Consider the following 23,749-nt stretch of genomic DNA (forward strand, 5'->3'; position numbering starts at 1 on the left):
TGTATTGGCGAGCCGATCAGGGTTAAGTATTTACGGAAATGAGGAAAACTAATTCGTTGAATCGAGAAAAATCGGAAAAATCATGCTGGATGATCTAGACCGACGGATACTGCGCCATTTTCAGGCTGATCCGAGCTTATCGGCGGCTGAACTGGCTGAGCGGTGCGGCATCAGCTCGGGAGTTTGCTGGCGTCGGGTGGAAAAGATGCAGGCTGCCGGGATAATTCTAGGGCAAGAAGCCGTAATTGATTGGGCTGCGCTCGGATTTGCACTCGAGGTTTCTTTACGGGTTACGCTGGACAAAACTCAACCTCGCGCCTTCGACGAGTTCTTGGAAGCTGCGCGTCAAGTGCCTGAAGTCATGGAAATCCAAACGTTCCTGGGGCGCGTGGATGTGCGTCTGTCGGTTTTGGCGCGGGAAATGTCACACTACCAGAAGGTTTATCGCGACAGAATTCTGACGTTGCCACACATCGCAGATATCGAAGCCTTGATGCACATAGCAAGGGTCAAACGCAACGAAGCGCTTCCCCTATGATCGAATTGGATGAAATCGATCGCAAAATTTTGCGTGCTTTGACTCAGGACGCCACACAAAGCGCCGGAGCGTTGGGGCGTCGGTTTGGTCTTTCTCAGCCAGCAACTTGGCGGCGCATTCGCAGATTGGAACATGCCGGTGTTCTGCGAGGGCGCCGACTGTGTCTGAACGCCGAGGCGTTGGGTTTCGGTGTCACTGTTTTTCTGGGTGTTAAACTGGCGCGCAAGGGTCAGGTCAGCCTAGAGGACTTTGAACGCGCGGTCAGCGCCATCCCCGAAGTTCAGACTGTTGAGCACGTATTAGGCCTGTATGACTATCGTTTAAGGGTCGTGGCGCGGGATTTATCTGATTTTGAACGTGTCCTCAGGCGGAGAATCATGACTTTGCCAGGGGCAGGAGACGTTGAAGCCAACGTTCTTCTGACTGAAGAACGCCTGGCTGGACCAATCGGATAAGGCCAATCAATACCTGGACCGGATACAATAGCTTGGATGATGAGTCATTCGGGCAAAAGTGATGGGCTGCCCGTCTTTCCAAGTTGTACGTTCAAGCTGAATCATCGATGTTCCAGTTGTTGTGCCCATGAACTCTGCCAACCTACCGTCCGCCGAAATCGCCGAAAACGATATTTCAGCCTCGGTAAATGGGGCGGCATGCAGCAACCATTCGTTCGGTCCGCGAACGTTTAAGTCCGCGTGCTCTACTTCGGGAACGGTTTCGATGTTTATCCATCGTTCTTCCAGTTGAAACGGGCGGTTGTCAGCGTAATGCATACAAACAACCTGCAAAATCCGAGCGTTCGGCTCGACATCCAGTTGTGATGCGAGCCAACCGGGACTATAAACAATGTTTCGTTCGACTAAAGAATAGCGGTAAACTGAATTTTGTTTTTCTACTGCCTGCCGCGCCAGTGAAATCTCTAGTTTGGCTTGCCTTTGAGGTTCCTTGGTGACCCGGGTTCCGCTTTTTCGCTTACGCTCGACAAACCCTTGATCAGCCAGCTCGCGAAGTGCGCGGTTCACGGTTGCCCGTGCACAATTGAATTCTTCGGCCAATTGGGTTTCTGTGGGCAAAAGCGAGCCCTGCGGCCATATGCGTGACTCGATCCTTCTTTTGACTTCGTCCCTTACAACTTGAAAACTAATCCTCTTATGTGAAGCCACGTGCTGTAATGTCCTTCTTGTTCTACGTGAGCTTATCTGTTCAGAAACACGTCATGGTGTAAAGAGAAGGTGACACTAGTTAGCGTCATTTCTGTATTAAGTTGTTCACATTGATAAGTAAATAAAGCGTGAGGTGAGGGTTTTTGGCCAATCAAAGTAGAATCGATTCCGGCTTTACCCACGTATCGGGACGGTGCAGAAAAGATGCAGATTTAGAAAGGACGTGTCATGACCGCTTTGTTGGAAACCGTAGACCCCGATGGCCTTGAAGAGTTTTCAGTTGTTTTCACTGATCGATCGCTAAATCACATGTCGGCCAGCTTTCAGCAGGTAATGCGCGATATTTCGGCAATGCTACGCGAGGTTTATCAAGCTGACGGTATCGCAGTGGTTCCGGGCGGCGGAACTTTCGGGATGGAGGCGGTTGCAAGGCAATTCGCGCGAGGTGCAAGTGTAGTTGTTGTACGCAATGGCTGGTTTTCTTACCGTTGGAGTCAGATTTTCGAAGCGGGTGGGTTGACTGCCAAGGCGACTGTGCTCAAGGCGCGCCAGACCGGAAATTCCAGCCCTTCGCCCTTTATGCCAGCCCCGATCGACGAGGTGGTTTCGACCATACGCGAGCAACGTCCGGATATGGTTTTTGCACCGCATGTTGAAACTTCGGCAGGGGTTATTTTGCCGGATGACTATGTGACCGAAATGGCGGCAGCGGCCCATGAGGTCGGTGCGCTGATGGTATTAGATTGTATTGCGTCAGGCTGTGCTTGGGTCGATATGAAGGCTACTGGCGTTGACGTGCTTATTTCCGCGCCTCAGAAAGGTTGGAGCGCCACGCCGTGCGCCGGTCTTGTGATGCTGTCCGAACGGGCAGAAGCGCGTCTTGCCGAAACGACGTCCGACAGTTTCGCCATAGATCTGAAGAAATGGCGCCAGATCATGCAGGCCTATGAGAACGGCGGTCACGCGTATCACGCGACAATGCCCACAGATTCTTTACGGGGGTTTCGCGATACTATGATTGAGACACGCGATTTTGGATTTGAAAAATTGCGCTTGGCTCAATGGGCATTGGGTGACGGTGTTCGTGAAATGCTCAAGGAAAAAGGTGTTGTTTCAGTCGCGGCTGAAGGTTTCGGCGCTCCGGGAGTCGTGGTCAGTTACACCTCAGACCCAGAGGTGCAAAATGGCAAGAAATTTGCGGCTTTAGGTACACAGATTGCTGCTGGTGTACCGTTGCAGTGTGATGAACCTGAGGGGTTTAGCACATTCCGTCTTGGCCTATTCGGGTTGGATAAGCTTTATGATGTGGAAAGAACCAAAGAACGCCTGCGGCGCGTTCTGGATCGGGTTTTGTGAGCGTTTCTGTGCCTTAGCGAATACCAAGGCCCATCTGCATCAACGTCCTACGGACAGGAGGCAAAGAATAAAGTGCGTTCAATCCCATGGCCCGGGCGTCGCGGAGAGGACGCGCTTCGATCATCGAGGCACGGTTCAGCAAGTCTATTCCTTTAACCCTTAAGGCAATATCGGCATGTCGGGCCTTATGATACGCATCCAGCATAGTAGCGTCGCCCAATTCTTCGGGGCGAGACTGTGCAAGCTCCAGCAGGCAGCGTAAATCGCCCAACGACATATTCAAACCCTGTGCGCCAATGGGCGGCACCACATGGGCCGCCTCAGCCATGAGAGCGATTCTTTCACCGGAAAGCTGTTCGGCCGACTGGCTGATTATTGGCCAGATCGTGCGGCGTGACGATAACTTAAGCTGCCCAAACAAGCCGCACGAGCGTTCTGTCATCTCTGATTCAAAAGCTTCGGTTTCAGCGTTCAGCAACTCGACCGCGCGCGGCCCGCGCTCCATCCAGACAACAGCAGACGAGGGGGTGCCCCGCCAGTCGGGTAATGGTACAAGCGTGAATGGCCCGCCTGAGCGGTGAATTTCTGTGGATACATTTTCATGCGCGATGGGATGCGTAACCGAGAAGGCCAATGCCTTTTGACCATAACGGATTGTGTGTACGGGAATCCCTGCAGCCTCGCGCATCGGCGACCCGCGACCATCAGCTGCTATAATCAACTTGCAGCGAACACGATTGCCATCGCTTAGCCCGACGCGTGCCTCGGTTGTTCGTGTGAACAAGTTGACCGTGCCAGTACCGGGGCGAAAATCTACACTAGGCAGTTCCGCAAGGCGGGCCAATAGTTCACGTCGCATCAGCCAGTTCGGTAAGTTCCATCCGAAGGGTTGATCGGATATGTCAGATGCGTCGAAGTCGCGTACGACGCGGGGTTCTGGCAGCTCTCCGCCGGCGTCAACTATGCGCATAACTTTAAGCGGGGCAGCATCGCCTTCAATACGCTGCCAAACACCACACTGGTCTAACAAGCTGCGAGCTGGTTGAAGAAAAGCAGTTGTTCGCAGGTCCGAGCCATTTGCATCGCGCTCGGTTACAGGCGGGGCAGGGTCGACACAAATCACATCAAAGCCCGCCGAGCCAAATACGGCAGCGGCTGTCAAGCCGGCGATACCCCCTCCGGAAATTAGGATGTCACAGCTATCTGTCATGGCTTGGCTCTCCGTGCTGAGCAAACCTTAGGGTCGTTGTTAAGTATTCGCCAAGCGACATCCTGTCCCTCTGATTAACCGCGTGACACCAAGATAAGCAGCAGGAACATCAGCGGTACCATCGCTAACGCTGGCAGATACAAGCCCGGTAGGCCATAGATCATCGCAGAACACCCCCACATGGCAATAATGGCTGCTGCGGTGTAACCGAGGTCCTCAGGATCTCCGTGTGCAAGGTCTTTGGCCATCCAGCCAAACAAAGGAATCGCAAACAGCACGCGCTGCCATAAAGGCATGCGGATGGGTACTTCGATGGTGCTCATGAAATTCTCCGATTGTGCTGTTCTATTAAACACATATGGGGTGGGTTTAACGTCGGTTGGATGTGCAGATCGTCGCACTGCGTCAGCCTATCGCAGATGGCCAAGAAACGCAGTTAAGTCGTCAGTGTAGTGGTGGATGTGATCCGCTTCGTGCGGGTCTGGCGCGACATGAACAGTGCGCATACCCATCTCGTATGGGGCAGCCAAATTACGGGGATCATCTTCGAACATCGCGGCTTTGTCAGCCGATATCCCGTCTTTCTCGAATATCGACTCAAAAGCCGCTCGTTCTGGTTTCGGGCGATATTCAGCATGCTCGACGCCATATATCGCATCGAATAGTCCATCCAAACCGCGCGCCGAAAGAACACGCTCGGCATAAGGAGCGGATCCATTAGTGTACACTACGCGCCGTCCCGGCAAGGCGCGAATGTTCTCAGCTAAGTGGGGGTCAGGTTCCATATGACTCATGTCCACCTGATGTACTGCGTGTAGATATGGGTCTGGGTCCAGATCGTGTTCGGCCATTAGCCCCGCAAGTGTTGTTCCGTATTGGCGCCAATACTTCGACCGTAACCTGTCTGCCTCGGCCCGGTTAACGCCGATTGCACTAACGACATAATCCGTCATCAATACCTCGATCTGGTCGAACAGGCGCATATGCGGCGGATACAAGGTGTTGTCCAGATCGAACACCCATTGGGTAACATGAGAAAAGGCAGGTTTAACCATAGGACGGGTTTAGGCCGACCAGTCAAGGTTTTCAATGGTCGCTCTTGATTGCTGACCGCCGGGGCGGATAGACATGTCCGAACGAAGAGAAAGATGGCCCTATGCCCCAGTCCAAGCAGTCCAATACTGACGCCTACAGCCTGATACTCGAAGCCATTGATGTCGGTATCTATAAACCAGGCGATCGTCTGGTGGAAAGCGAGTTGGCCGAACGGTTCGGCGTTTCCCGCACACCGATCCGCGAGGCATTGCAACGGCTTGAAACGCAATCGCTTTTGGAGAGGGATGGGCGATCGCTTATAGTGGCATCTTTGGATCACAATCAGATGGCCGAACTATACGTTGTCCGGCGCGAGTTGGAGGGGCTGGCGGCAAGTCTGGCGGCGCGTCATGCAACTACCGAAGAAATCAAGCTTCTGCAGGACATGGTTGCGGCCGACGACGCTTTGGTCGATGACCCCACAGCGCTTTCCCGCGCGAACCGACGATTTCATGAGCAGATACATCTCGCCTCGCACAACCGCTATCTGGTTCAGCAGTTGGATTTGGTGCACCGAACGATGGCTTTGATGGCGACGACTTCTTTAGCAGTTCAAGGGCGAGGGGAAATTGCGCAAAGTGAACACAAAGCAATTGTCGATGCGATTGCGATGCGGGACGAAGAAGGTGCCGCGCTGGCGTTGAAGGACCATATTTCGGTTGCGTTCATGACACGTCTAAAACAAGAAGCCGTCCAACGTGAAAAATAACTATCGTTCGAGCGCAGATACCTCTTCTTCGGCTTGTCCATGCTGGGTCTTGTCCCAAAAGAACGGGTCAACTGCCAATTCCCACAAGGCTTTGTAAGCCGCCAGTACGCCCAGGGGGAAATACAACGCCATTGTCGGAACCCACGGGATCAAAAACCGTCTGTTTCCGGCAACAACACCGAGAGCTCCAACCAGAATGTTGACGGCTTCTGCCGCAATGAACAGGAACATGCATCCCGCCATAATGTTGGTGGAGATCACATTTTGAAAAGGATGCGGCAAACCCAACGTGGCCAACCAGAACAACCACAGGACCGGTGCCAGAAGAAATTGCCCCAGCGTCCCAAGAAAGAAAGCCTGAACCCCAAGAAAACGTGGCAGCCCGAGTTCCCTAAGCAATTGCATCGGCGCGCGCATGTGCACCAAATAGGTGACCATAAAGCCCTTGAGCCACCTCGAGCGTTGTTTAACCCACGGCCAGGCGCGAAAGTTTGCCTCTTCAAACGTGACCGTATTTACGACTTCGGTTCGATACCCGGCTCGGCACAACCGCACACCCAAATCAGCATCTTCAGTTACATTGTGCGCGTCCCAGCCGCCAAGTTCCAATAGCTTTTCGCGACGAAAGAAAAACGTGGTCCCACCAAGCGGAACAACTAATCCCATACGCGCTATTCCAGGCAGGATTACGCGGAACCAACCGCTATATTCAATCGTAAAGCACCGAGAGCGCCAGTTGGTTCGCGGGTTGTAATAGTCCAGTACGCCTTGCAAGCAAACGACATCATCAGAAACCTGCGCAAATTTTCTAACTACAGTTTCCAGCTGATCGGGCATTGGCGCGTCTTCGGCATCCCATACCCCGACGATTTCGCCCCGACAGAAATCCAAAGCGTAGTTCATCGCCCGAGGTTTGGTTGTCAGGTTGCCCAATTCAGGAACGATTATTGCACGGACCCAGCTAGGCAATTCTACCCGTTTCAACGCGGCGTGTGTAACTTCATCGTGTTCTTCGAGGACTAGAACAACGTCCAACAAAGCTTTGGGATAGGTCAATCGTCGCAACCTGGAGATCAGGACATCAGCAATTTCGCGTTCTTGGTATAGAGGCACCATAATCGAAATTTTCGGAAGAAGGATAGGAAGCTCTGGTTCAATCAAACGGTCAACTCTTTGCTCTAGAACCGTAGTCACGGTTCCGAACACCCTGAACAGAAGGAAAAGAGCCAAAGTCATCGTGGCCGCCCAAAAAACGACCATCAACCCTGTATTTGGCGCGGTGACAAAAATGCCGCCAAAGGCAGATGTCACAAATATAGCCCTCAGCCGAGATCCCGTCCGAAAATTTCGGCAGCTCTTCGATGGTTCGACGCGGCTTTCAGCGGTTTGCGCAAGTTGGTTTGCACAGGATGCAGCTATAGCAGCATCAATCTGTTCCGGGCCGGCCAGCACTGGGGCCACTTTCAGACCACAGTCTTTCAATCCGTCCTCTACCAACGCAAAATCATCAGGCGTGGCTGTGGCCACTAATAGCAGAGGCCCCATGCGTAGCCATGGAACCACGTTATGCTTTATCCAGAATTCAACCGGTTTAAGCATGCAAAGCTCGGCTGACGGAGGAGAGCTTTCCAGATCCGCGATTTGCCATCCACTTTGATCAGACAAAGCAGTCAGAACGTCCTTACGACTGGCCCATCCCTCGCCGACCAAAATTTCCCCTAAATGGGCTCTCTGCCGGGATTGCATTTTCAGAGCACTTAAAAGTCGAGATTGTGTGATTACACCGCGGTCTAACAGGTATGCTCCCAATGGTTTTCTGGCTTGCGAACTAGAAACCGGCCCAGCGGATGCAAAGCGTTGAAGATTTAGTTCCACGATGTGAGGACCCTACCGAAAGCAATTTTCGGCAGATTCACTTAAGTAACGTTAATTTAATATTAATTTTAATAAAAACTGGAGAGCCTCAAGCTTTTCGCTCGGCCATTGCAGCCGTAAATCGTTCGAACAAGTAAAAACTGTCTTGTGGACCGGGCGATGCCTCGGGATGGTACTGGACGGAATAGACCGGCCGGTCGGTTACGCGGATGCCGCAGTTTGATCCGTCAAACAACGACCGATGGGTTTCGATTACACCGTCCGGCAACGATTGTGCATCCACTGCAAATCCATGATTCATGGAAGTGATTTCTACTTTGCCAGTTTCCAGATCTTTTACTGGGTGATTGGCACCATGATGGCCGTGATTCATTTTAACCGTTTGACCGCCCAGAGCCAAAGCAAGCATCTGGTGCCCCAAGCAAATGCCAAAAACGGGCAGATCGGTCTTTTCAAGAACTTCCTTGATCATCGGGACCGCGTATTCGCCTGTCGCGGCCGGATCACCTGGACCATTCGACAAAAATAGGCCGTCCGGGTCATGCGCCAGCACTTCTTCGGCCGTAGCGGTGGCAGGTAAAACTGTCACGTCACAGCCGGCAGAGGCGAGGCATCGTAGGATGTTCCGTTTGGCTCCAAAGTCCAAAGCGACAACTTTATGTATAGGATCTTCCTGACGCGAATAGCCGTCAGGCCATGCCCAACGCATCTCGTCCCAGCGATAGCTTTGGGCGCATGTGACATCCTTGGCCAAGTCCATGCCTTCCAAGCCGACGAAATTTCGTGCAGCTCTTATAAGTGCTTCGATATCGAAATTGCCATTGGGGTCGTGGGCCAATGCTACATGCGGCGCACCTTGTTGGCGTATGGCGCGGGTCAGGCGGCGTGTGTCTACGCCACCGATTGCAATTCGGCCTCGCCGTTCAAGCCATGATTTGAGTTCTTCGGTCGCACGCCAGTTTGATGGTTCGGTGGGGTCCCATTTGACAACCATTCCTGCCGCGACTGGATCTCCTGTTTCATCATCGTCCGGATTCACGCCCACGTTGCCGATGTGGGGAAATGTAAATGTAACTATCTGCCCGGCATAAGAGGGATCGGTCATGATCTCCTGATAGCCTGTCATCGCTGTGTTAAAGCATAACTCTGCTTCAGTCTGTCCTGTCGCGCCAAAGCCTGCGCCATAAAACAATGTTCCGTCGGCCAAAGCCAGGCATGCAGTGGGCTTGGACTGGGCGTTTTGTGCCATGGCGCGAGTCTCCTGCAGGGTAAATCGGCGCATAACTAAGGGGGTTGAGCCGCTAGGTCAAGCCTGTTCAAAAATTGTGCAGTTGTTGAAAATCAATGAGTTAGACATATATACTCACTGTTGAATCACGCTTTTTGTTTCGATATGGTCAGGGTTCCTTTGCCATGGGGATGGACAGAAGAAATGGATATGCGATCAAGGGTGAACTCCGCCCTGAAGCAAGCGATGAAAGAAAAGCAGGCCGAGCGTCTATCGACGTTGCGCCTTATAAATGCTGCGATCAAGGATCGAGACATCGCTACCCGGGGTATCGACAACGAAGAGGCCAAGGGATGCGGCGACGCCGAGGTCCTTGAAATACTTGGGAAAATGACCAAACAGCGCAAAGAAAGCGCGCGTGCCTACGAAGAAGGCGGACGGCTTGATTTGGCTGAGCGGGAAATGCGCGAAGTCGACGTCATCGAAGAATTTTTGCCGAAACAATTGGACGCAGATGAGGTCGCGAATGCTATTCATACTGCGATTACAGCGACAGGTGCCGGGTCAATCCGTGACATGGGCAAAGTTATGGGTGAACTGAAAACGCGCTACACGGGTCAAATGGACTTTGGAAAGGTGGGGCCGATGGTTAAGGACCATCTTTGTGCTGCATCGAACGGTGCCGACGGCTGTTAGGCCGCCGGCGCACGTAATTTTTGTACCAAATCTTCGTATAAGGCCACACGCTCTTCCTCCGATAGAAAAGAGCCAATTTCGACTTGTCTGCCTTCGCCCGTCAGAGTGATATAGTTTGGAACAGGCCCGCCATGCGCGTGCATTTCAGGCCGTGTCCAGTAACGGTTGCACGACCATTCCAGATCACCCTTTCGCGGACTGTGATGCACTAAGTGCGCCTGAGTGTCGCTCAGAGTGAGTATTTCGGTTACGTCGCGTGATTTGTAGTTCATTTCAAACGCTAACCAGAGACCCAGCACAGTTACTAACATAAAAGGCAATAGACCCCACAGCAGTACTGATCCAAGTACTGCAAACAATGGGATCAAGCCAAATACAAACACGGCCAAAACAACGCCCATCGCCCCGCGTGGGGGCAACGAGTTGTGCGCCCAAAGACGCAGTTCCTGTGCTCCATCAGTGTTATCTTTCCATTGGTAAGGCATATTCGAAAACTAGAGTAGGCCGCTAAAAAGTCGAAGCGGGAAATTCAAGTTACGTGACCCACCCGAACCCAGGAAAGAGCATCATCCAGTCGATCATCGCCCCAGAAAACTTCCCCACGTACCACAAAGCTAGGCGCGCCAAACACGCCAAGGCTAATCGCATTTTCGGTTTCTGCTTCCAACGCTTGAATGGCGTCTTCACTACGGGCTCGGGCAAGAATGACACGAGGTTCCTGCTGACAGCGTTGCAAGGCTTCGGATAGAGCAGATTCACTACCGGCCTCGATACCCTCGTCAAACCAAATGCGATAAAGTGATTGAACAAAATTTTTGCCCCAACCTTCACCCATGCCCAACAGAGCAACCTGATTAGCGAGTGCCAGATCGGATATAGGGTAGGGTGCCGGCAACTTCGCGTGAATATGGTACTTGGCTGCTCGCCGTTCAATGTCGCGCCACATATATGCGGATTTCACAGGTTTTCCTGCAAATGGGATGTTCTGCTGCGCTGACATCACGGTTCTGACATTGAATGGGCGCCAACGTACTGTTGCGTCATGTTGATCGCACCAATCATCCAATCGCATGACAGTTAGGAAGCTGTACGTGCTGCCGATTGAGAACCAAAAGTCAATTTCTGGCATCTGGAACCTCCGGTTTGCCGGAAAAGTTTCAAATTCCAGAATATACTATTTTTGCTCATCTGGCGACGTGCAGCTAAACTGGACCACAAAACGAAAAAACCCCGCCAATTGTGACGGGGTTAATTTTCGCGTGTTAAGTTGGGTTAGTGCGCGTGGCCCTTGTCCCAGTCCTCTTGCTTTGGAAGCTGCTCGAACGTGTGTTCGGGCGGCGGTGAGGGCAAGGTCCATTCCAGCGTATCCGCATACTCGTTCCAATAGTTGTTTTGGGTGATACGAGCACCGCGGAACAACGCATAGAAAACGATACCAAAGAACAACAGGAATGAAGCGAAGGAGATGAACGCGCCAATCGATGACACATAGTTCCACTGAGCGAAGGCTTCGGGATAGTCGATGTAGCGTCTTGGCATACCCTGACGGCCCAGGAAGTGTTGTGGGAAGAACGTCAAATTAGCGCCTATGAAGAACATCCAAAAGTGAACCTTGCCCCAAAACTCAGAGTATTGGCGGCCGGTCATCTTGCCAAAGTAGAAGTAAACTCCGGCAAAGATTGCAAACACAGCGCCCAATGACATCACGTAATGGAAGTGCGCAACCACATAGTAGGTATCGTGGTACGCGCGATCCACGCCGGCTTGCGAAAGAACAACTCCGGTAACGCCACCAACGGTGAACAAAAACAGAAAGCCGAATGCGAAAAGCATTGGTGTCTTGAATTCAATAGAACCGCCCCACATGGTCGCGATCCACGAGAACACTTTGACACCCGTCGGCACCGCTATGACCATTGTTGCCAACATGAAGTAAGCCTGCTGACGCAGTGACATGCCTACGGTGTACATGTGGTGTGCCCAAACAACAAAGCCCAGAGCTCCAATTGCTATGATGGCCCACACCATGGGCAGATAACCGAATATAGGCTTGCGAGAGAACGTGGCGATCACGTGGCTGATTATTCCGAACCCGGGCAGGACTACGATGTAAACTTCCGGGTGTCCAAAGAACCACAAGATGTGTTGATAAAGGATAGGGTCGCCGCCTCCCGCAGGGTCGAAGAAGGTGAACCCAAAGTTTCGGTCCATCAGCAACATGGTGATCGCACCTGCCAAGACTGGCAGCGACAGAAGAATCAGCCAAGAAGTAACGAAGATCGACCAACTGAACAGCGGGACTTTGAACAGGGTCATACCCGGAGCACGCATGTTCAGGAAAGTTGTGATCATATTGATTGCACCAAGGATCGAGGAGGCGCCCGACACGTGCACAGCAAAGATCGCAAGGTCCATGGACATGCCGCCTTCGGTTGTCGAGAGCGGCGGATACAGGACCCAGCCAACTCCCGAACCAGTCTGATCGTTACCACCCGGAGCCAGCAGGGACACGACGCCCAGTGAGGTGCCAGCAACATATAGCCACAAAGACAAGTTGTTCATCCGGGGGAACGCCATATCTGGCGCGCCAATTTGCAGCGGCATGAAATAGTTGCCGAATCCGCCGAACAGAGCAGGGATTACCACGAAGAACATCATCAGGACGCCGTGATATGTGATCATCACATTCCAAAGATGCCCGTTAGGGGTACATGGGTCGGCCATAAAACCTTCAAGGCACATGTACTGAACACCGGGGTGCATCAGTTCAAGCCGCATGTAGATGGTCATCGCGACCGAGATAAACCCGGCGATCGCCGAGAAGATCAGGTAAAGTATACCGATGTCCTTATGGTTGGTCGACATGAACCAGCGCTGGAAAAAGCTGCGCTGGTCTTCATGGTCGTGACCATGAATGGCTGCGTCTGCCATTATAGGTGCCTCCTGTTGCAACTACACCGCGCAGTCGGACCTCTCCAACGCGCGGGATTCCTGCTGGTTTTAGATTGCGAGGGGGCGACCTTCAATGGTCGAGTTTGATATGAATCAAGAATAATTGTCGCGGGGCAGTCCCCGCCACGCGCATTAATTGGCTGCGGCGTTACCGATTTGGGCGTCATTTGCGAAACTTCAAGGGATATTTGAAACGTTCAAAATGAACCTTGACCGGCGGCGGACAGAACCGCAGAAGTTTGGAACAGCTCATGACCGGAGACAGACTATGACTACATACGACCCCGAGAATATCTTTGCCAAGATTTTGCGAGACGAAATCCCATCAACTCGGGTGTATGAAGATGCCGATACGCTTGCTTTCATGGATATTATGCCCAGAACGGACGGACATCTGCTGGTGATCCCCAAATCCCCATGCCGCAACATACTGGACGCGTCGCCGGAACAGTTGGCGGCGGTGATTTCGACGGTACAGAAACTGGCGCAGGCCACTAAGTCCGCTTTTGACGCTGACGGCGTCACCATTCAACAATTTAACGAAGCGGCTGGTGGGCAGGAGGTCTTTCACCTGCATTTTCATGTGCTGCCACGTCATGACGGCGTACCGGTTCGGCCACCTGGCAACATGGGCGATGCTGACGCAATTGCAGGACACGCGGAAAAAATCAGGGCGGCTTTGGATTAGAATTCGTCCTTTGATGGTTAAACCGTCACCCGCGTCATTTGTTCTGGGGTTCAGTTTTATATCGATGCGCTTCGTCTAATCGCATGCCTTAAATAGAGAATTGCCGTTCCGACATGGGGTCGGAACGGCAGACTCATAAACAAAAAATATGTCAATTTTCACGGGCTTACCCGAGATCACTTATTAAGACACCACTCACTCGTTAACAGTCATTACATACTACGTGGTTCAATTTACTTTGTACTTGGGGAAATAATGAAACCCTCGAATTTCGATAGAATTTAGCAAAACTGGGCGAAATTCGACTAGAATTTGGAAACAGAACGACGCGAGGTATCGGATTGTCGGCGAAATGCTCACTACTTCGCGATTCGTTAGTCAGTTTCAGGTGGTGTTGAGTGACATGTCGGATCGCCGAAAACTTCTTCAAAGGTCTTCTTCAAGGCGACATCCAAATCAGCCATTGTAACAGGCAATCCCAGATCAACCAGTGACGTCACCCCGTGATCCTGTATCCCACATGGTACGATTCCCGAAAAATGGCTCAAATCCGGTTCCACGTTGATCGAGATTCCGTGGAAGCTCACCCACTTTCGAAGACGGATGCCAATTGCCGCAACCTTGTCTTCGGCCTGATGACCAGATGGTGACAAAGGCTTGTCGTTGCGCTGTACCCAGACGCCCACACGCCCATCGCGGATCTCGCCTTTGACATTAAATTCTGCCAGAGCGGCAATCACCCAATTCTCAAGCTGCTTCACGAATTGACGAACGTCATGCCCACGCTTGGATACGTCCAGCATTACGTACACCACACGTTGCCCCGGACCGTGGTAAGTGTATTGTCCGCCGCGCTTGGTGGAATGGACAGGAAAACGGTCAGGATCTGTCAGGTCTTCTATCCGCGCCGAAGTGCCAGCAGTGTACAATGCTGGGTGTTCCAGCAACCAAATACACTCGTCGGCTTTACCTGAGGCGATCGCGGCAACACGCGCCTCCATAAAAGAGACCGCCGCTTCGTAATCAGTCAAACCATCTGATGTCTTCCATTCCATGTCACGTCCTTAGACCGTCTTTGACGAAGGGGGAAGCTGTCAGGCCTCCTCGTTCAGACATCTTTGCAAAACCTGTCCATAAGTTTCGGTGCCTTGTGCTCCGCTCAAAATGAACTTTCCATCAAAAACCATAGTGGGCACGCCTGAAATCCCCCGACTTGTCCAAAACTGTTGCTTTTCCCGCACCCGACTTGCGAGACCGCCGGAAGCAAGAGCAGAACGTGCTGCCTCGGGATCCAGCCCGGCGATCTGGACAGCACCCAATAGAACCTCGGCCGCCGACACATCTAACTGCCGCGTAAAGTAGGCTTCGAACAACGCTAATTTAAGTGGATGCTGCCTACCTTGCGTTTCCGCCCAATCCAGCAACTGATGCGCGGCAAACGTATTGTAAATCCGGCTGTCGGCAGTGAAGTTAAATTCAAACCCCAGTTCTGCCCCCAATGCAGTAAGTCGGTCGCGCGCTTGCTGGCTCTGCTCAGGTGTAGAACCGTACTTTTCAGCGATATGGTCACGCAAATTCTGTCCTTCGGCACCCAAGGCGGGATTCAGTTCGAACGGATGCCATCTAAGGCGTGCAACGGCGTTCTCATTTTTCAAAGCCTGCTTCAGCTGAAGAAACCCCACAATACACCAAGGGCAAACTACATCTGAAACAATGTCAACTTGCACGATTGAAGTGGGTTCTGACGACGACATTCCATGCCCCGAATTTGATGCAAAACATATCCAACGCGATAGATATGACTGATGCGTATCAATTCAAACCGTTATGATTTTTGCCTCTTCACATCCCGAGCCTCTGGGTCTATACGCGCCTCTACCAAGTCATTGGCAGTGCGGTCGTGGCGGAATTGGTAGACGCGCAGCGTTGAGGTCGCTGTGGGGTAACACCCGTGGAAGTTCGAGTCTTCTCGACCGCACCAGAACCAGCTTGAACAGTTGGTTTTCGGCCTTATAAACAAGGGCATTCAGCATTTTCCGAGTGTGTCGCATAACGCAAACAACACGCACGGACAGCACACAATGGCCCTTAGAATGACGATCAAGTACATCGACTGCATTAGTGATACCCAATGGCGTTTCCGTAGACGGTGGCCGAAACGGGTGCGTGAAATTCGCGGCGAAGATGCTTACCAAAAGCACATACAAGCGCGTGAAGGGGCCGCTTTTCAACGCGAGTACCAATTCCATCTGAGAAACTTTGACACTATTGTCGAAGATACCCTTAGGCGGAACCCACTGGTTGATACTCGGTCACCAACGCAGAAGTTCATCGACGCGCAACGCTTGGCTGAACACTACATGACTGGAATCCAGGGTCTCGAAGATGACAGCTTGACGAGAGGTATCGTCGCCGAAGGTCTGGCGAAGCAAGGGGAACCGCCCGAGGTTGTGGCTGCGGTATTGAACCCGAACGCGGAACCCCCAAAGCCAACTCTGGCCGATATGCGGGACACCTACGCTCGGGACAAGGGACTTTCTGATGACCGAAAGGCTATGGTCAGAATCGACCGCACGTTTGGCCGCCTTAAGGATGCCCTGAAGAAGCCTCTGGAAGACGTGACCATTGAAAGCATCGACCGACAAACAGCGCGTTGCTTCATGGACCACTTATTGCGCCTCAAGATAACCAATGGTCAGCCACTCGCGCTAAAGTCGTGTCAGCGTGAAGTCATTATTGTCGCTGCGGCTTACAACCATGCCGTCAGGGAGTTGGAAATACCGTCTGATCGCAACCATTTCGAACGCCTCCCTTGGCCCAAGGAACAAGTCAGTTCCTTAGACAAGAACGTCCCATTGCCAGATGGCATTGTGGACGCTGTTCAAGAGACCCTTGAAGGGGGGCGTAGCAAAGACCTGCCGGATATGTGGCGGGTGCTTAAGGGTACGGGTATGAGGCTGGGTGAAGCCTGTGGTCTGCGCGTAAGCGATGTGGACCTTAAAAGTGAAACCCCGTCCATCCTAGTCACACCCAACGAAATCAACGGCATCAAGAACAGTAACAGTGACCGCTATGTTCCGATTGCCTCAAGTAGCCTCAGAGAATCCCTCAGGAAGCGCCTAGAAGGGCAGGAGGGTAGCAAACCTCTATTTCCCTCTTATGGTCGTGACGGAGGCCCCACGGCTGCGTCCGCTGCGCTGATGAAGGCGGTCAGAAAGAACACTGATAACAAGCGTATGAAGGTCCACGGACTACGCCACCGGGCAAGCGATAAGTTAAGGGATGCAGGGGCACCTGTAGAGGTACGTCACGGGTATCTCGGCCACTCTGCTCAGTCTGTTGCTGAGAATATCTATGGTGGACGTGAGGCGCGGCTTAGAGAGTTCGCTAGGTGGGGTGTTAAGGCAGGGCTTTAGGGTCGCGGCCGGACCAAGAAGAACAAGCGGGTATTAATCAATTGTTCGGCTAACGCGGTTTTTGGCGAAGGCGTAACCTAGCTACCTTCTGTCTAATCCTGCTTATCGAACCAGTACTCAGCTTTTCCGAAAGAATGGAGCGCAATAAATCGTCGCGTGTCAGTGGCTCAACAAGGCGACCGCCTTGGACAACGCCCGGATAGAGCAAAAACAGTGGCTGAGGGGCGGATGACAAGTCAGATTTTGGGCCCTTGTAATCGAAGCATACAGGAGCAGGACTTTTCAGCCAATCAGCGGGGAATAGTTCCTCTGCCTTGTTTGTTAGGAACAGACCAGTCTTTTCTTGACCTTGGGTAATTTGGAGTAGAGCGCTCCGCCAACCCGAAATCTTCTTTCGATTTCCGTCAAGTCGGGAGGCGTCGACGATCCAGAGCATGTTCTTGTAAAACGCTTCTCTCGCACGACGTTCTTCGTGATCCAGATGTGAATGCTGGATTTCTACAGTAAGGCCAGCAAGCGTATAAACATCAGCGATGTGTTTTTCGCCTGTTGCGTCGTCTCTAAATATCCGCTCCTGCCATCTTAGCGGGAATTCGTTTTTCCAGTTTCGGTGCCAGTCTGTTTCTGGCTCCCGCCATGGGTCACATTCTGCTTTGTTTTTGTGCGCCCAGTGGTGAACTCTTACTTCACCGCAGCGCGGTATCATCTCCGAATTACAAAAAGGGCAGGTACCAATTGCGCCCGGTATTGGTCGGCTTCGGTTTCCGTTGACATTTGCCGTGAGCATCTGTGTTTGTCCGGTTCAAGAAAGTGTGGGCGAGGCTTGCACAAGAGATTGCAAGTCGATGCAAAAACAGCGAAGTGAAGGCTCTTCCAGTGACCTTAAGCATCAGTTTCACAAGTTAGTAGTCAAAAAAAGAAATGTCCGAGCAATTTGAAGGCTTTGCCTGCATAAATATAAACAATCCAATGGCCGCATGGAATGCGGTTCGTTCTAACTATTATTCACCTTCATGCCTTCCCCAATCAGAACGCCTTGGAGCAATGAGTTTCTGGATGGCTGATCTTTTGCGGGACGGAAACGCAGCGAGAGCTACAGCCGAATTCCGTCTGGAGGATTACAGGCGGAAGTACTTTCCCTCTGCTGTTTCAAGGGTAACGGGAATATTCTTATTCGACGATATTGATAGCGCTGCTCAAGCCTGGGACAGCGAGGAATGGTCTGGTCACTTCAATTCAGATTACCTTACAGATGTTGGGGTTTCAGCTGACCAGTCTTCTCGCCACGATTCAACGTGGATTACAATGATGCGTGATGACGAGAACATCCTTGTAGATGGGTGGAAGGAGATGGCGGTAGGATACTGGTCTGGGAAGGCGGCGTCTGATCAACCCATTTGGGAGCGGATTATCGAAGGCTGGGTCACCATTTGGGGGGTCGATCTCAAAGCCCGAGCACTCAAAGAAGTTCAACAGTATTGGCCGCAATCGTTACCTCTTTTGGCGGTAGCCGCGAATTCGTCGTTAGTAGGAAGCTGCGATGGGGCCATTATGCCGCACGCAATACGGAAAGGTATACATCATTGATCGGACCCTCGACACTCACCGGTAACGTATGAGCAAAGCTGGTTGCTAAACTTTGCGACCGCTTACAACGAAATGCGTTACCGAAAAGAAAAATTTTCCTTGCTTTGCCAGAGACCTCTGCTCTTCAGCCCATTCCTTCGCCTCTAGTTCCGGGACAAGTCCATTGGCTTCAGCGAACCTTTTCATCAGGATTATCATCATATTGGCCAATCCGTCTGGCCGGAGTTGGGTGTCGCAAATTGTGACAGGAGTTACGCTTTCTAATATTAAGCCAGCATCGCGAAAAATTGCGGGCAAATGAGCAGGAACCTCTCTATCCACAAAGTGCTGGTCCCAAGCCTTGACCATCCGGGCCATCCTCTCGGGATATTGGCTGAACCAGACTAAGCTGCCAAAATGGATGTCGCCCACGACAAGACGACCGCCCTGCTTGAGGCTGCGATAGGCCTCAGCAACCGCTGCGGGGATATCGTCCAAATATTCAAAAACCTGAACCGAAACAGCTTTGTCAAGCGAAGCGTCTTCAACGGGGAGTTGTCCGGCCCAGCCATCGGTTATCTCAACCCAGTCATACTCACGACATCTGTTCTCGGCCGATTGCCGCATTGCGTCACTGGGATCAATGCCCAGGATCCGGCCCATTGGACCAACTGCTCGGGCAAGCTCGGCTGTCAATAGGCCGTTACCACATCCGATGTCCGCAATGATCTCTCCAGGGGCAGGGCTTAGTGCGTCGAAAGACCCTCGACGCCGACGCGTGACATCTGCACCTTCATAAACGCTATCCAAAAGCCGAGTTGTTTCCGCATCAAATTCGAGCATGCCACCAACAAAATATAAATTGTTCAAACCATTAGACTAACGCTTATCATTTATCGGCATGGGTGTCTGCCTTGGGCTGAAAATTAACTTTTACAGATTTAATCAGATGCCCACCTAACACCCAAAGCAATCTTTACTCTTAGTCGCATCAAAACGATCAATGGCTCTCGTTAGCCTCAAAATTGAGAACCAAGCAAATCGCCTTAGTTCGTACTTCGATATGTACCAAATTTGAGGTCACATTTTGCAAGTCGTCTGGTTCAAGCGCGATCTAAGAGTTCATGACAATCGGGTTCTCTCCAAAGCTGCGGCTCGAGGGGATGTTTTGCCGTTATTCGTGGCGGAACCCGAGCTTTGGCAAGCGCCTGATATGTCAAGTCGGCAATGGGCCTTTGTTGAGGAAACACTTCAACAGTTGCGCGTTGACTTGGGCAATTTAGGTCAGCCGTTGGTGGTTAGAACTGGTGAGGTGACCGCTGTTCTTTATGACCTTCTTAAGAGGCGCGGAATAACCGCGTTGTGGTCGCATGAAGAAACTGGGAACGATTGGACCTTTCAACGCGATCTGCGCGTGGCTGCTTGGTGCCGAATCTTCGGCGTTCCTTGGTACGAAGTCCAAAACCATGGTGTTTTTCGACGCTTAAAGTCTCGCGTCGGCTGGTCACAACGTTGGGACAGTCTGATGTTGGAACCGGTCCGACTGCCGCCGCGTCTCAAACCTGTGGAAGTCGACCCCGGCAACATTCCGACTGCGAAAGACTTGGGCATTTTGGTTGACTTTTGCCCACTACGCCAGACGGGGGGGCGGCGAGCTGGTTTGAGTTTGCTCGACAGCTTCCTCGCGCGCCGCGCTAAGACTTATCGCACCGCGATGTCATCGCCAGTTGAAGGAGAAAGCGCCTGTTCCAGGCTTTCGCCTCATTTGTCGTGGGGAACATTGTCGATGCGCGAAGTCACCCAGGCAAACTGGGCGCGACAACGCGAACTCCGGACCACTCAGTCAAAAAATAATACTGAGTGGCAAGGGTCGTTGAAGTCATTCAATGGGCGCCTCCATTGGCATTGTCACTTCATTCAAAAGCTCGAAGCCGAACCAAGTATTGAATATGCAAACCTTCATCGCGGCTATGATGCTATTCGACCGTCAGAGCCGGATCAAACCAGGCTGGAGGCATGGACCAATGGTGAAACCGGGTTACCGTTTTTAGATGCATGTATGAGATATCTCAGGGCATCGGGTTGGCTGAATTTTCGGATGCGCTCCATGGTTATGGCGACTGCCAGCTATCATCTGTGGTTAGATTGGCGCGCACCAGGATTGCAGCTCGCTCGGTACTTTACGGACTATGAACCGGGCATTCACTGGAGCCAGGTGCAAATGCAATCGGGTACGACTGGTATAAATACGGTTCGAATCTACAACCCGGTCAAGCAAGGTTACGATCAGGACCCCAGCGGCACTTTCACGCGAAAATGGGTGCCTGAACTGGCCTAGATACCAGACAGGTTTTTGCACGAGCCTTGGAAGGCCGAAAACGCGGTCGATTTGTTGGGCAAATCCTATCCTTACCCAATCGTGGACCATTTATCTGCCGCGAAAGAAGCGCGACAACGGATATGGGCGGTCAGGCGCGGTCAGGCATTTCGAGCCGAAGCCTTGGCTATTGCCGCAAAACACGCCAGTCGAAAAACAAGACCAGCAAACCGAAAACGTAGCGAAGGTAATGTTCTGCCTGCTCAGATGACCCTGCCATTCGAGGAGTAACGTTGCCATGATGAAAAAATCTGATCTGCCCTTCAAGAACTGCGTGATCTGTGGGCGCCCGTTCTCGTGGCGCAAGAAGTGGGCCAAGGTATGGAATGACGTCCGCTATTGCTCGGAACGATGCAGGCGCTCAAGATGATCACCAAAATGTTGTCAGAAGAAGAAAGCGGTCACTTTGGTTTTTTGCAGTTCACGCCGTCTCGAAAGGCTGGGTTGGCACGTCTGAGAAGCTTTGCGCCGTTGGCGGGCAGTAAATACGCCGCCCGTCGAAACTATGATTTTGGGCCGGAATTTCGTGGCTATGTCTCAGCTCTTTCGCCGTGGATCCGGCACCGCTTGATAACCGAACAAGACGTGCTTAACGCAGTGCAAAAACACCATTCTTTTTCCCAAGCGGAAAAATTTGTCCAAGAAGTCTTCTGGCGCACCTATTTCAAAGGATGGCTTGAACAACACCCTAGCGTTTGGACTGCTTATTTGAGCAACTTAAATCGTGCCCTTGAGAGCGTAATTCAAAACCAAGAATACCGGGATGCGACTCAGGGGCGAACTGGCATTGATTGTTTCGATCATTGGGTGCGGGAATTAGTTGAAACCGGATATTTGCATAACCACTCACGTATGTGGTTCGCCTCGATTTGGATTTTTACTTTGCGCTTGCCGTGGGAACTGGGCGCAGATTTCTTTTTGCGTCACTTGATGGACGGCGACCCGGCATCAAACACGCTTAGCTGGCGTTGGGTCGCTGGTCTGCACACTAAGGGCAAAACATATCTCGCTGGGGCCAACAACATCGCAAAGTTTACGGAGGGGAAGTTTAACCCTGTCGGACAGTTGGCGGAAAATGCGGAACCACTAACAGAAAAAGCAGAACATCCTAGCGTCGCGCTTTCTATTTCCGACCCAATGCCAAAAGGAGATTTTTTGCTTCTTGTGACTGAAGAGGATTGTCAAATTGCAGAATTGTTGCCGCATGAACCTGCCGCTGATATCGGGCTTGTTGCTTCCTGCGAGCGTTCACCGCTTTCGCTAGGAAAGACTGCCCAGAACTTTGCGGCGGGCGCAATCTGGAATTCCTGTGACTGTCCGAGTCTTGAAGCAACAAACTGGCAAGACCGGATCGTCGCAGCGGCGGAAGCGGCCGGTGTGAAAACCGTTGTCACCGGATTTGCTCCGGTTGGGCCAGTCGCGGCGAAACTGTACAAGTCAAAGCTTGCGGAGGCCGGACTGCAATTGCACCAAATCCGCCGAAACTATGACAGCTTAGCTTGGCCACACGCGACAAAGGGATTTTTTGGTTTGAAGCGGAAAATCCCAACAATTCTGGGCGGTCTTGGGTACCCACTCCGATGACGTTGGAACCAATTCGTTCAACGCGCGTGAAGCATCCGGTTTTTGGTCTTCCGGAAATTTACAATATTGCACTGTAGGATCGCCATCATCCCATCACGAATGTGGAATCTGACATTTGCGTTTGGTAAATTCAGGTTTGTGCGAAGAAGTAATCGATCTGTATCCTGACGGACTTAACTCAAGCAGCCTTGATCGACTGGTGCGTCATCAACCGGCAAAGCTCCATGTCTGCAAAACGTCTCGCGTTTTTGCCTGGTTCAAGGCGTTTGCGACGTCCTTTTGCATCCCCTCAAGTGTCTGATCGTCAAGAACAAGTTGTTCACCAAAGCCACACGCACAGCATGTGATCTCTTCTTTCGTAAACGCGGTATCGGAAGAATCGCATCGGGGGCATTTTGCAAGAACATCGTCGTTGAACATATCGCAACCTCTGACCTGACACAGTGAAGTTAGGGCAGACGAATAAGGTTTCACGTTTTCTATGAATGATTTACCACCAGCGGGGTTGAGATATTTTAGATGGCTTTGTCGGCAATGCGATCGCTCACAGTGATTAGGTGAATGGCAATATCGGTGTCGCGGCGTTGGTTCGGACGATCGTCGCCTGAATGATAAAGGACAGAAATTACGCGTGAAATGCCGGAAACTGCAGTATTATTCTATAAAGAAACCTAGCTATATCGATCTCTGTGTGGCTGAGATGACAAGCCAAATCACCACTCCGACAACCAAAATAATAAAACCTTGTTCTATAACGTCACCAGATGTCACTTTCGCGATAAACTGTTGTGAGACATAGTACACTCGATCGGCACCAGAAAAATACGTGACACGAAACATGCTCATACCAACGACGGCGCAACCAATAATCACGACGCCCCAAATAAGTATCGAAACAAACTTAGCCATTCAAATATCCCCCAAAGAAACAGCGCTTAGAGTAGCACAAAAACGAGATTTAACCTTGATTTTGGCGGCTAAGCTGCGTTGAGTTGTCGTTTGCAGATTAAACAAACGGCTGCGCCGATCGAGCGACTTGTCAGGGGATTTTCTATGTTTTGGTGCGATCAGAGTTCCTAAGTCATTTATTTGAAAGAAAGATTGCGCGAACTTGTTCACTGCTTAAAACTCATAAGCGAAATTTTTATGGGCTTTTGAATTTCAGAAGCAGGAGATGTCCCGAACTAGGCAGCACACCCATAAATTTCTGTTCATTCACATAGGCTTGTGATTCACTTTCGCAAAACAACAGGCGGGAGTGGGAAATTGGCGCGATCTGACATGAGCGATTTGGAG

26 protein-coding genes and 1 tRNA gene are annotated in these 23,749 nt (G+C 51.7%); 13 read left to right on the top strand and 14 right to left on the bottom strand.

The features are described from left to right. Nucleotides 1-82 precede the first annotated feature (82 nt). Nucleotides 83-538 carry an Lrp/AsnC family transcriptional regulator gene (locus tag AC2FNE_RS06315; protein ID WP_170603777.1) on the top strand — a complete coding sequence of 152 codons (456 nt, stop codon included), beginning with the start codon at nt 83-85 and terminating at the stop codon, nt 536-538. Further along, on the top strand, nt 535-993 hold the full coding sequence (locus AC2FNE_RS06320; protein ID WP_170603776.1) for an Lrp/AsnC family transcriptional regulator: 459 nt from the start codon (nt 535-537) through the stop codon (nt 991-993). Before AC2FNE_RS06315 ends, AC2FNE_RS06320 begins: the two co-directional genes overlap by 4 nt. A 6-nt stretch (nt 994-999) precedes the next feature. Here the strand turns inward: AC2FNE_RS06320 and hutC are convergent, their stop codons facing one another. Continuing rightward, on the bottom strand, nt 1,000-1,701 hold the full coding sequence (hutC, locus tag AC2FNE_RS06325) for a histidine utilization transcriptional repressor HutC (RefSeq protein WP_170475714.1): 702 nt from the start codon (nt 1,699-1,701) through the stop codon (nt 1,000-1,002). A gap of 228 nt (nt 1,702-1,929) precedes the next feature. Here hutC and AC2FNE_RS06330 point away from each other — a divergent pair, with 228 nt between their 5' ends. Then, on the top strand, nt 1,930-3,057 hold the full coding sequence (locus AC2FNE_RS06330) for an aminotransferase class V-fold PLP-dependent enzyme (protein ID WP_170603772.1): 1,128 nt from the start codon (nt 1,930-1,932) through the stop codon (nt 3,055-3,057). A 13-nt stretch (nt 3,058-3,070) separates the two neighbouring features. Here AC2FNE_RS06330 and AC2FNE_RS06335 read toward each other — a convergent pair whose 3' ends face one another. The 3 genes from AC2FNE_RS06335 to AC2FNE_RS06345 form a co-directional block, all read right to left on the bottom strand. Further along, nucleotides 3,071-4,267 carry a UbiH/UbiF family hydroxylase gene (locus AC2FNE_RS06335; RefSeq protein WP_496804976.1) on the bottom strand — a complete coding sequence of 399 codons (1,197 nt, stop codon included), beginning with the start codon at nt 4,265-4,267 and terminating at the stop codon, nt 3,071-3,073. A gap of 74 nt (nt 4,268-4,341) precedes the next feature. Further along, on the bottom strand, nt 4,342-4,590 hold the full coding sequence (locus tag AC2FNE_RS06340; RefSeq protein ID WP_496804977.1) for a hypothetical protein: 249 nt from the start codon (nt 4,588-4,590) through the stop codon (nt 4,342-4,344). 87 nt (nt 4,591-4,677) lie between these two features. Next, nucleotides 4,678-5,322 carry a pyrimidine 5'-nucleotidase gene (locus AC2FNE_RS06345; protein WP_496804978.1) on the bottom strand — a complete coding sequence of 215 codons (645 nt, stop codon included), beginning with the start codon at nt 5,320-5,322 and terminating at the stop codon, nt 4,678-4,680. Between the two features lie 101 nt (nt 5,323-5,423). On the opposite strand from AC2FNE_RS06345, the gene AC2FNE_RS06350 reads away from it, so the two are divergent. After that, on the top strand, nt 5,424-6,071 hold the full coding sequence (locus AC2FNE_RS06350; protein ID WP_170475704.1) for a GntR family transcriptional regulator: 648 nt from the start codon (nt 5,424-5,426) through the stop codon (nt 6,069-6,071). Here AC2FNE_RS06350 and AC2FNE_RS06355 read toward each other — a convergent pair whose 3' ends face one another. Together AC2FNE_RS06355 and carA are read right to left on the bottom strand one after the other, a co-directional pair. After that, nucleotides 6,072-7,946, bottom strand: coding sequence for a glycosyltransferase (locus AC2FNE_RS06355; protein WP_496804979.1), 1,875 nt, complete (start codon nt 7,944-7,946; stop codon nt 6,072-6,074). It lies immediately after the preceding gene. 88 nt (nt 7,947-8,034) lie between these two features. Further along, entirely contained in the window at nt 8,035-9,195 is a 1,161-nt protein-coding gene (gene carA / locus AC2FNE_RS06360; protein WP_170603764.1) for a glutamine-hydrolyzing carbamoyl-phosphate synthase small subunit, read from the bottom strand. Nucleotides 9,196-9,378: 183 nt separating this feature from the next. On the opposite strand from carA, the gene AC2FNE_RS06365 reads away from it, so the two are divergent. Beyond that, entirely contained in the window at nt 9,379-9,870 is a 492-nt protein-coding gene (locus tag AC2FNE_RS06365) for a GatB/YqeY domain-containing protein (RefSeq protein WP_170476571.1), read from the top strand. On the opposite strand, the gene AC2FNE_RS06370 is transcribed toward AC2FNE_RS06365, so the two are convergent. From AC2FNE_RS06370 to ctaD, 3 genes are all read right to left on the bottom strand, one after another. Next, nucleotides 9,867-10,355, bottom strand: a complete 489-nt coding sequence (locus tag AC2FNE_RS06370; protein WP_170603763.1) for a DUF2244 domain-containing protein — start codon at nt 10,353-10,355, stop codon at nt 9,867-9,869. The genes AC2FNE_RS06365 and AC2FNE_RS06370 overlap by 4 nt on opposite strands. Before the next feature lie 44 nt (nt 10,356-10,399). Beyond that, on the bottom strand, nt 10,400-10,999 hold the full coding sequence (locus AC2FNE_RS06375; RefSeq protein ID WP_170475698.1) for a 2-hydroxychromene-2-carboxylate isomerase: 600 nt from the start codon (nt 10,997-10,999) through the stop codon (nt 10,400-10,402). 143 nt (nt 11,000-11,142) lie between these two features. Beyond that, the gene (gene ctaD, locus AC2FNE_RS06380) at nt 11,143-12,801 is read right to left on the bottom strand and encodes a cytochrome c oxidase subunit I (protein ID WP_496804980.1); all 1,659 of its coding nucleotides are present in this window, start codon (nt 12,799-12,801) and stop codon (nt 11,143-11,145) included. Between the two features lie 289 nt (nt 12,802-13,090). On the opposite strand from ctaD, the gene AC2FNE_RS06385 reads away from it, so the two are divergent. Continuing rightward, a complete protein-coding gene (locus AC2FNE_RS06385) occupies nt 13,091-13,510 on the top strand; it encodes an HIT family protein (RefSeq protein ID WP_170603761.1) in 420 nt (139 codons plus the stop codon). A 374-nt stretch (nt 13,511-13,884) separates the two neighbouring features. On the opposite strand, the gene lipB is transcribed toward AC2FNE_RS06385, so the two are convergent. After that, nucleotides 13,885-14,565: a lipoyl(octanoyl) transferase LipB gene (gene lipB, locus AC2FNE_RS06390; RefSeq protein ID WP_170603759.1), complete on the bottom strand. Its 681-nt coding sequence runs from the start codon at nt 14,563-14,565 to the stop codon at nt 13,885-13,887. Between the two features lie 39 nt (nt 14,566-14,604). Continuing rightward, nucleotides 14,605-15,264: a DsbA family oxidoreductase gene (locus tag AC2FNE_RS06395; protein WP_496804981.1), complete on the bottom strand. Its 660-nt coding sequence runs from the start codon at nt 15,262-15,264 to the stop codon at nt 14,605-14,607. A 140-nt stretch (nt 15,265-15,404) separates the two neighbouring features. Between AC2FNE_RS06395 and AC2FNE_RS06400 the strand changes: the two genes are divergently transcribed. Next, nucleotides 15,405-15,491 (top strand) — tRNA-Leu (locus AC2FNE_RS06400). Nucleotides 15,492-15,591: 100 nt separating this feature from the next. Then, the gene (locus tag AC2FNE_RS06405) at nt 15,592-16,926 is read left to right on the top strand and encodes a tyrosine-type recombinase/integrase (protein WP_496804982.1); all 1,335 of its coding nucleotides are present in this window, start codon (nt 15,592-15,594) and stop codon (nt 16,924-16,926) included. Between the two features lie 49 nt (nt 16,927-16,975). Here AC2FNE_RS06405 and AC2FNE_RS06410 read toward each other — a convergent pair whose 3' ends face one another. Continuing rightward, complete coding sequence (locus tag AC2FNE_RS06410; protein WP_496804983.1) at nt 16,976-17,713, bottom strand: competence protein CoiA; 738 nt, start codon at nt 17,711-17,713, stop codon at nt 16,976-16,978. 269 nt (nt 17,714-17,982) lie between these two features. On the opposite strand from AC2FNE_RS06410, the gene AC2FNE_RS06415 reads away from it, so the two are divergent. Next, nucleotides 17,983-18,513 (top strand): DUF2441 domain-containing protein, encoded by a 531-nt coding sequence (locus AC2FNE_RS06415; RefSeq protein WP_496804984.1) that lies wholly within the window; start codon nt 17,983-17,985, stop codon nt 18,511-18,513. A gap of 45 nt (nt 18,514-18,558) precedes the next feature. Here AC2FNE_RS06415 and AC2FNE_RS06420 read toward each other — a convergent pair whose 3' ends face one another. Continuing rightward, entirely contained in the window at nt 18,559-19,335 is a 777-nt protein-coding gene (locus AC2FNE_RS06420) for a methyltransferase domain-containing protein (RefSeq protein WP_170610284.1), read from the bottom strand. A 244-nt stretch (nt 19,336-19,579) separates the two neighbouring features. Here AC2FNE_RS06420 and AC2FNE_RS06425 point away from each other — a divergent pair, with 244 nt between their 5' ends. From AC2FNE_RS06425 to AC2FNE_RS06440, 4 genes are read left to right on the top strand one after another with little or no spacing between them, the layout of a single operon-like run. Continuing rightward, nucleotides 19,580-20,830 (top strand): FAD-binding domain-containing protein, encoded by a 1,251-nt coding sequence (locus AC2FNE_RS06425; RefSeq protein ID WP_496804985.1) that lies wholly within the window; start codon nt 19,580-19,582, stop codon nt 20,828-20,830. A 15-nt stretch (nt 20,831-20,845) separates the two neighbouring features. After that, nucleotides 20,846-21,100 (top strand): hypothetical protein, encoded by a 255-nt coding sequence (locus AC2FNE_RS06430; protein ID WP_496804986.1) that lies wholly within the window; start codon nt 20,846-20,848, stop codon nt 21,098-21,100. Nucleotides 21,101-21,110: 10 nt separating this feature from the next. Continuing rightward, nucleotides 21,111-21,239: a DUF2256 domain-containing protein gene (locus tag AC2FNE_RS06435; protein WP_170476570.1), complete on the top strand. Its 129-nt coding sequence runs from the start codon at nt 21,111-21,113 to the stop codon at nt 21,237-21,239. Further along, on the top strand, nt 21,236-22,453 hold the full coding sequence (locus tag AC2FNE_RS06440) for an FAD-binding domain-containing protein (protein ID WP_254442439.1): 1,218 nt from the start codon (nt 21,236-21,238) through the stop codon (nt 22,451-22,453). The genes AC2FNE_RS06435 and AC2FNE_RS06440 overlap by 4 nt, the downstream gene beginning before the upstream one ends. A gap of 675 nt (nt 22,454-23,128) precedes the next feature. Here the strand turns inward: AC2FNE_RS06440 and AC2FNE_RS06445 are convergent. Next, nucleotides 23,129-23,362: a hypothetical protein gene (locus AC2FNE_RS06445; protein ID WP_496804987.1), complete on the bottom strand. Its 234-nt coding sequence runs from the start codon at nt 23,360-23,362 to the stop codon at nt 23,129-23,131. Nucleotides 23,363-23,749: the final 387 nt, after the last annotated feature.

It is taken from the genome of Ruegeria sp. YKSD179 (assembly GCF_059612885.1).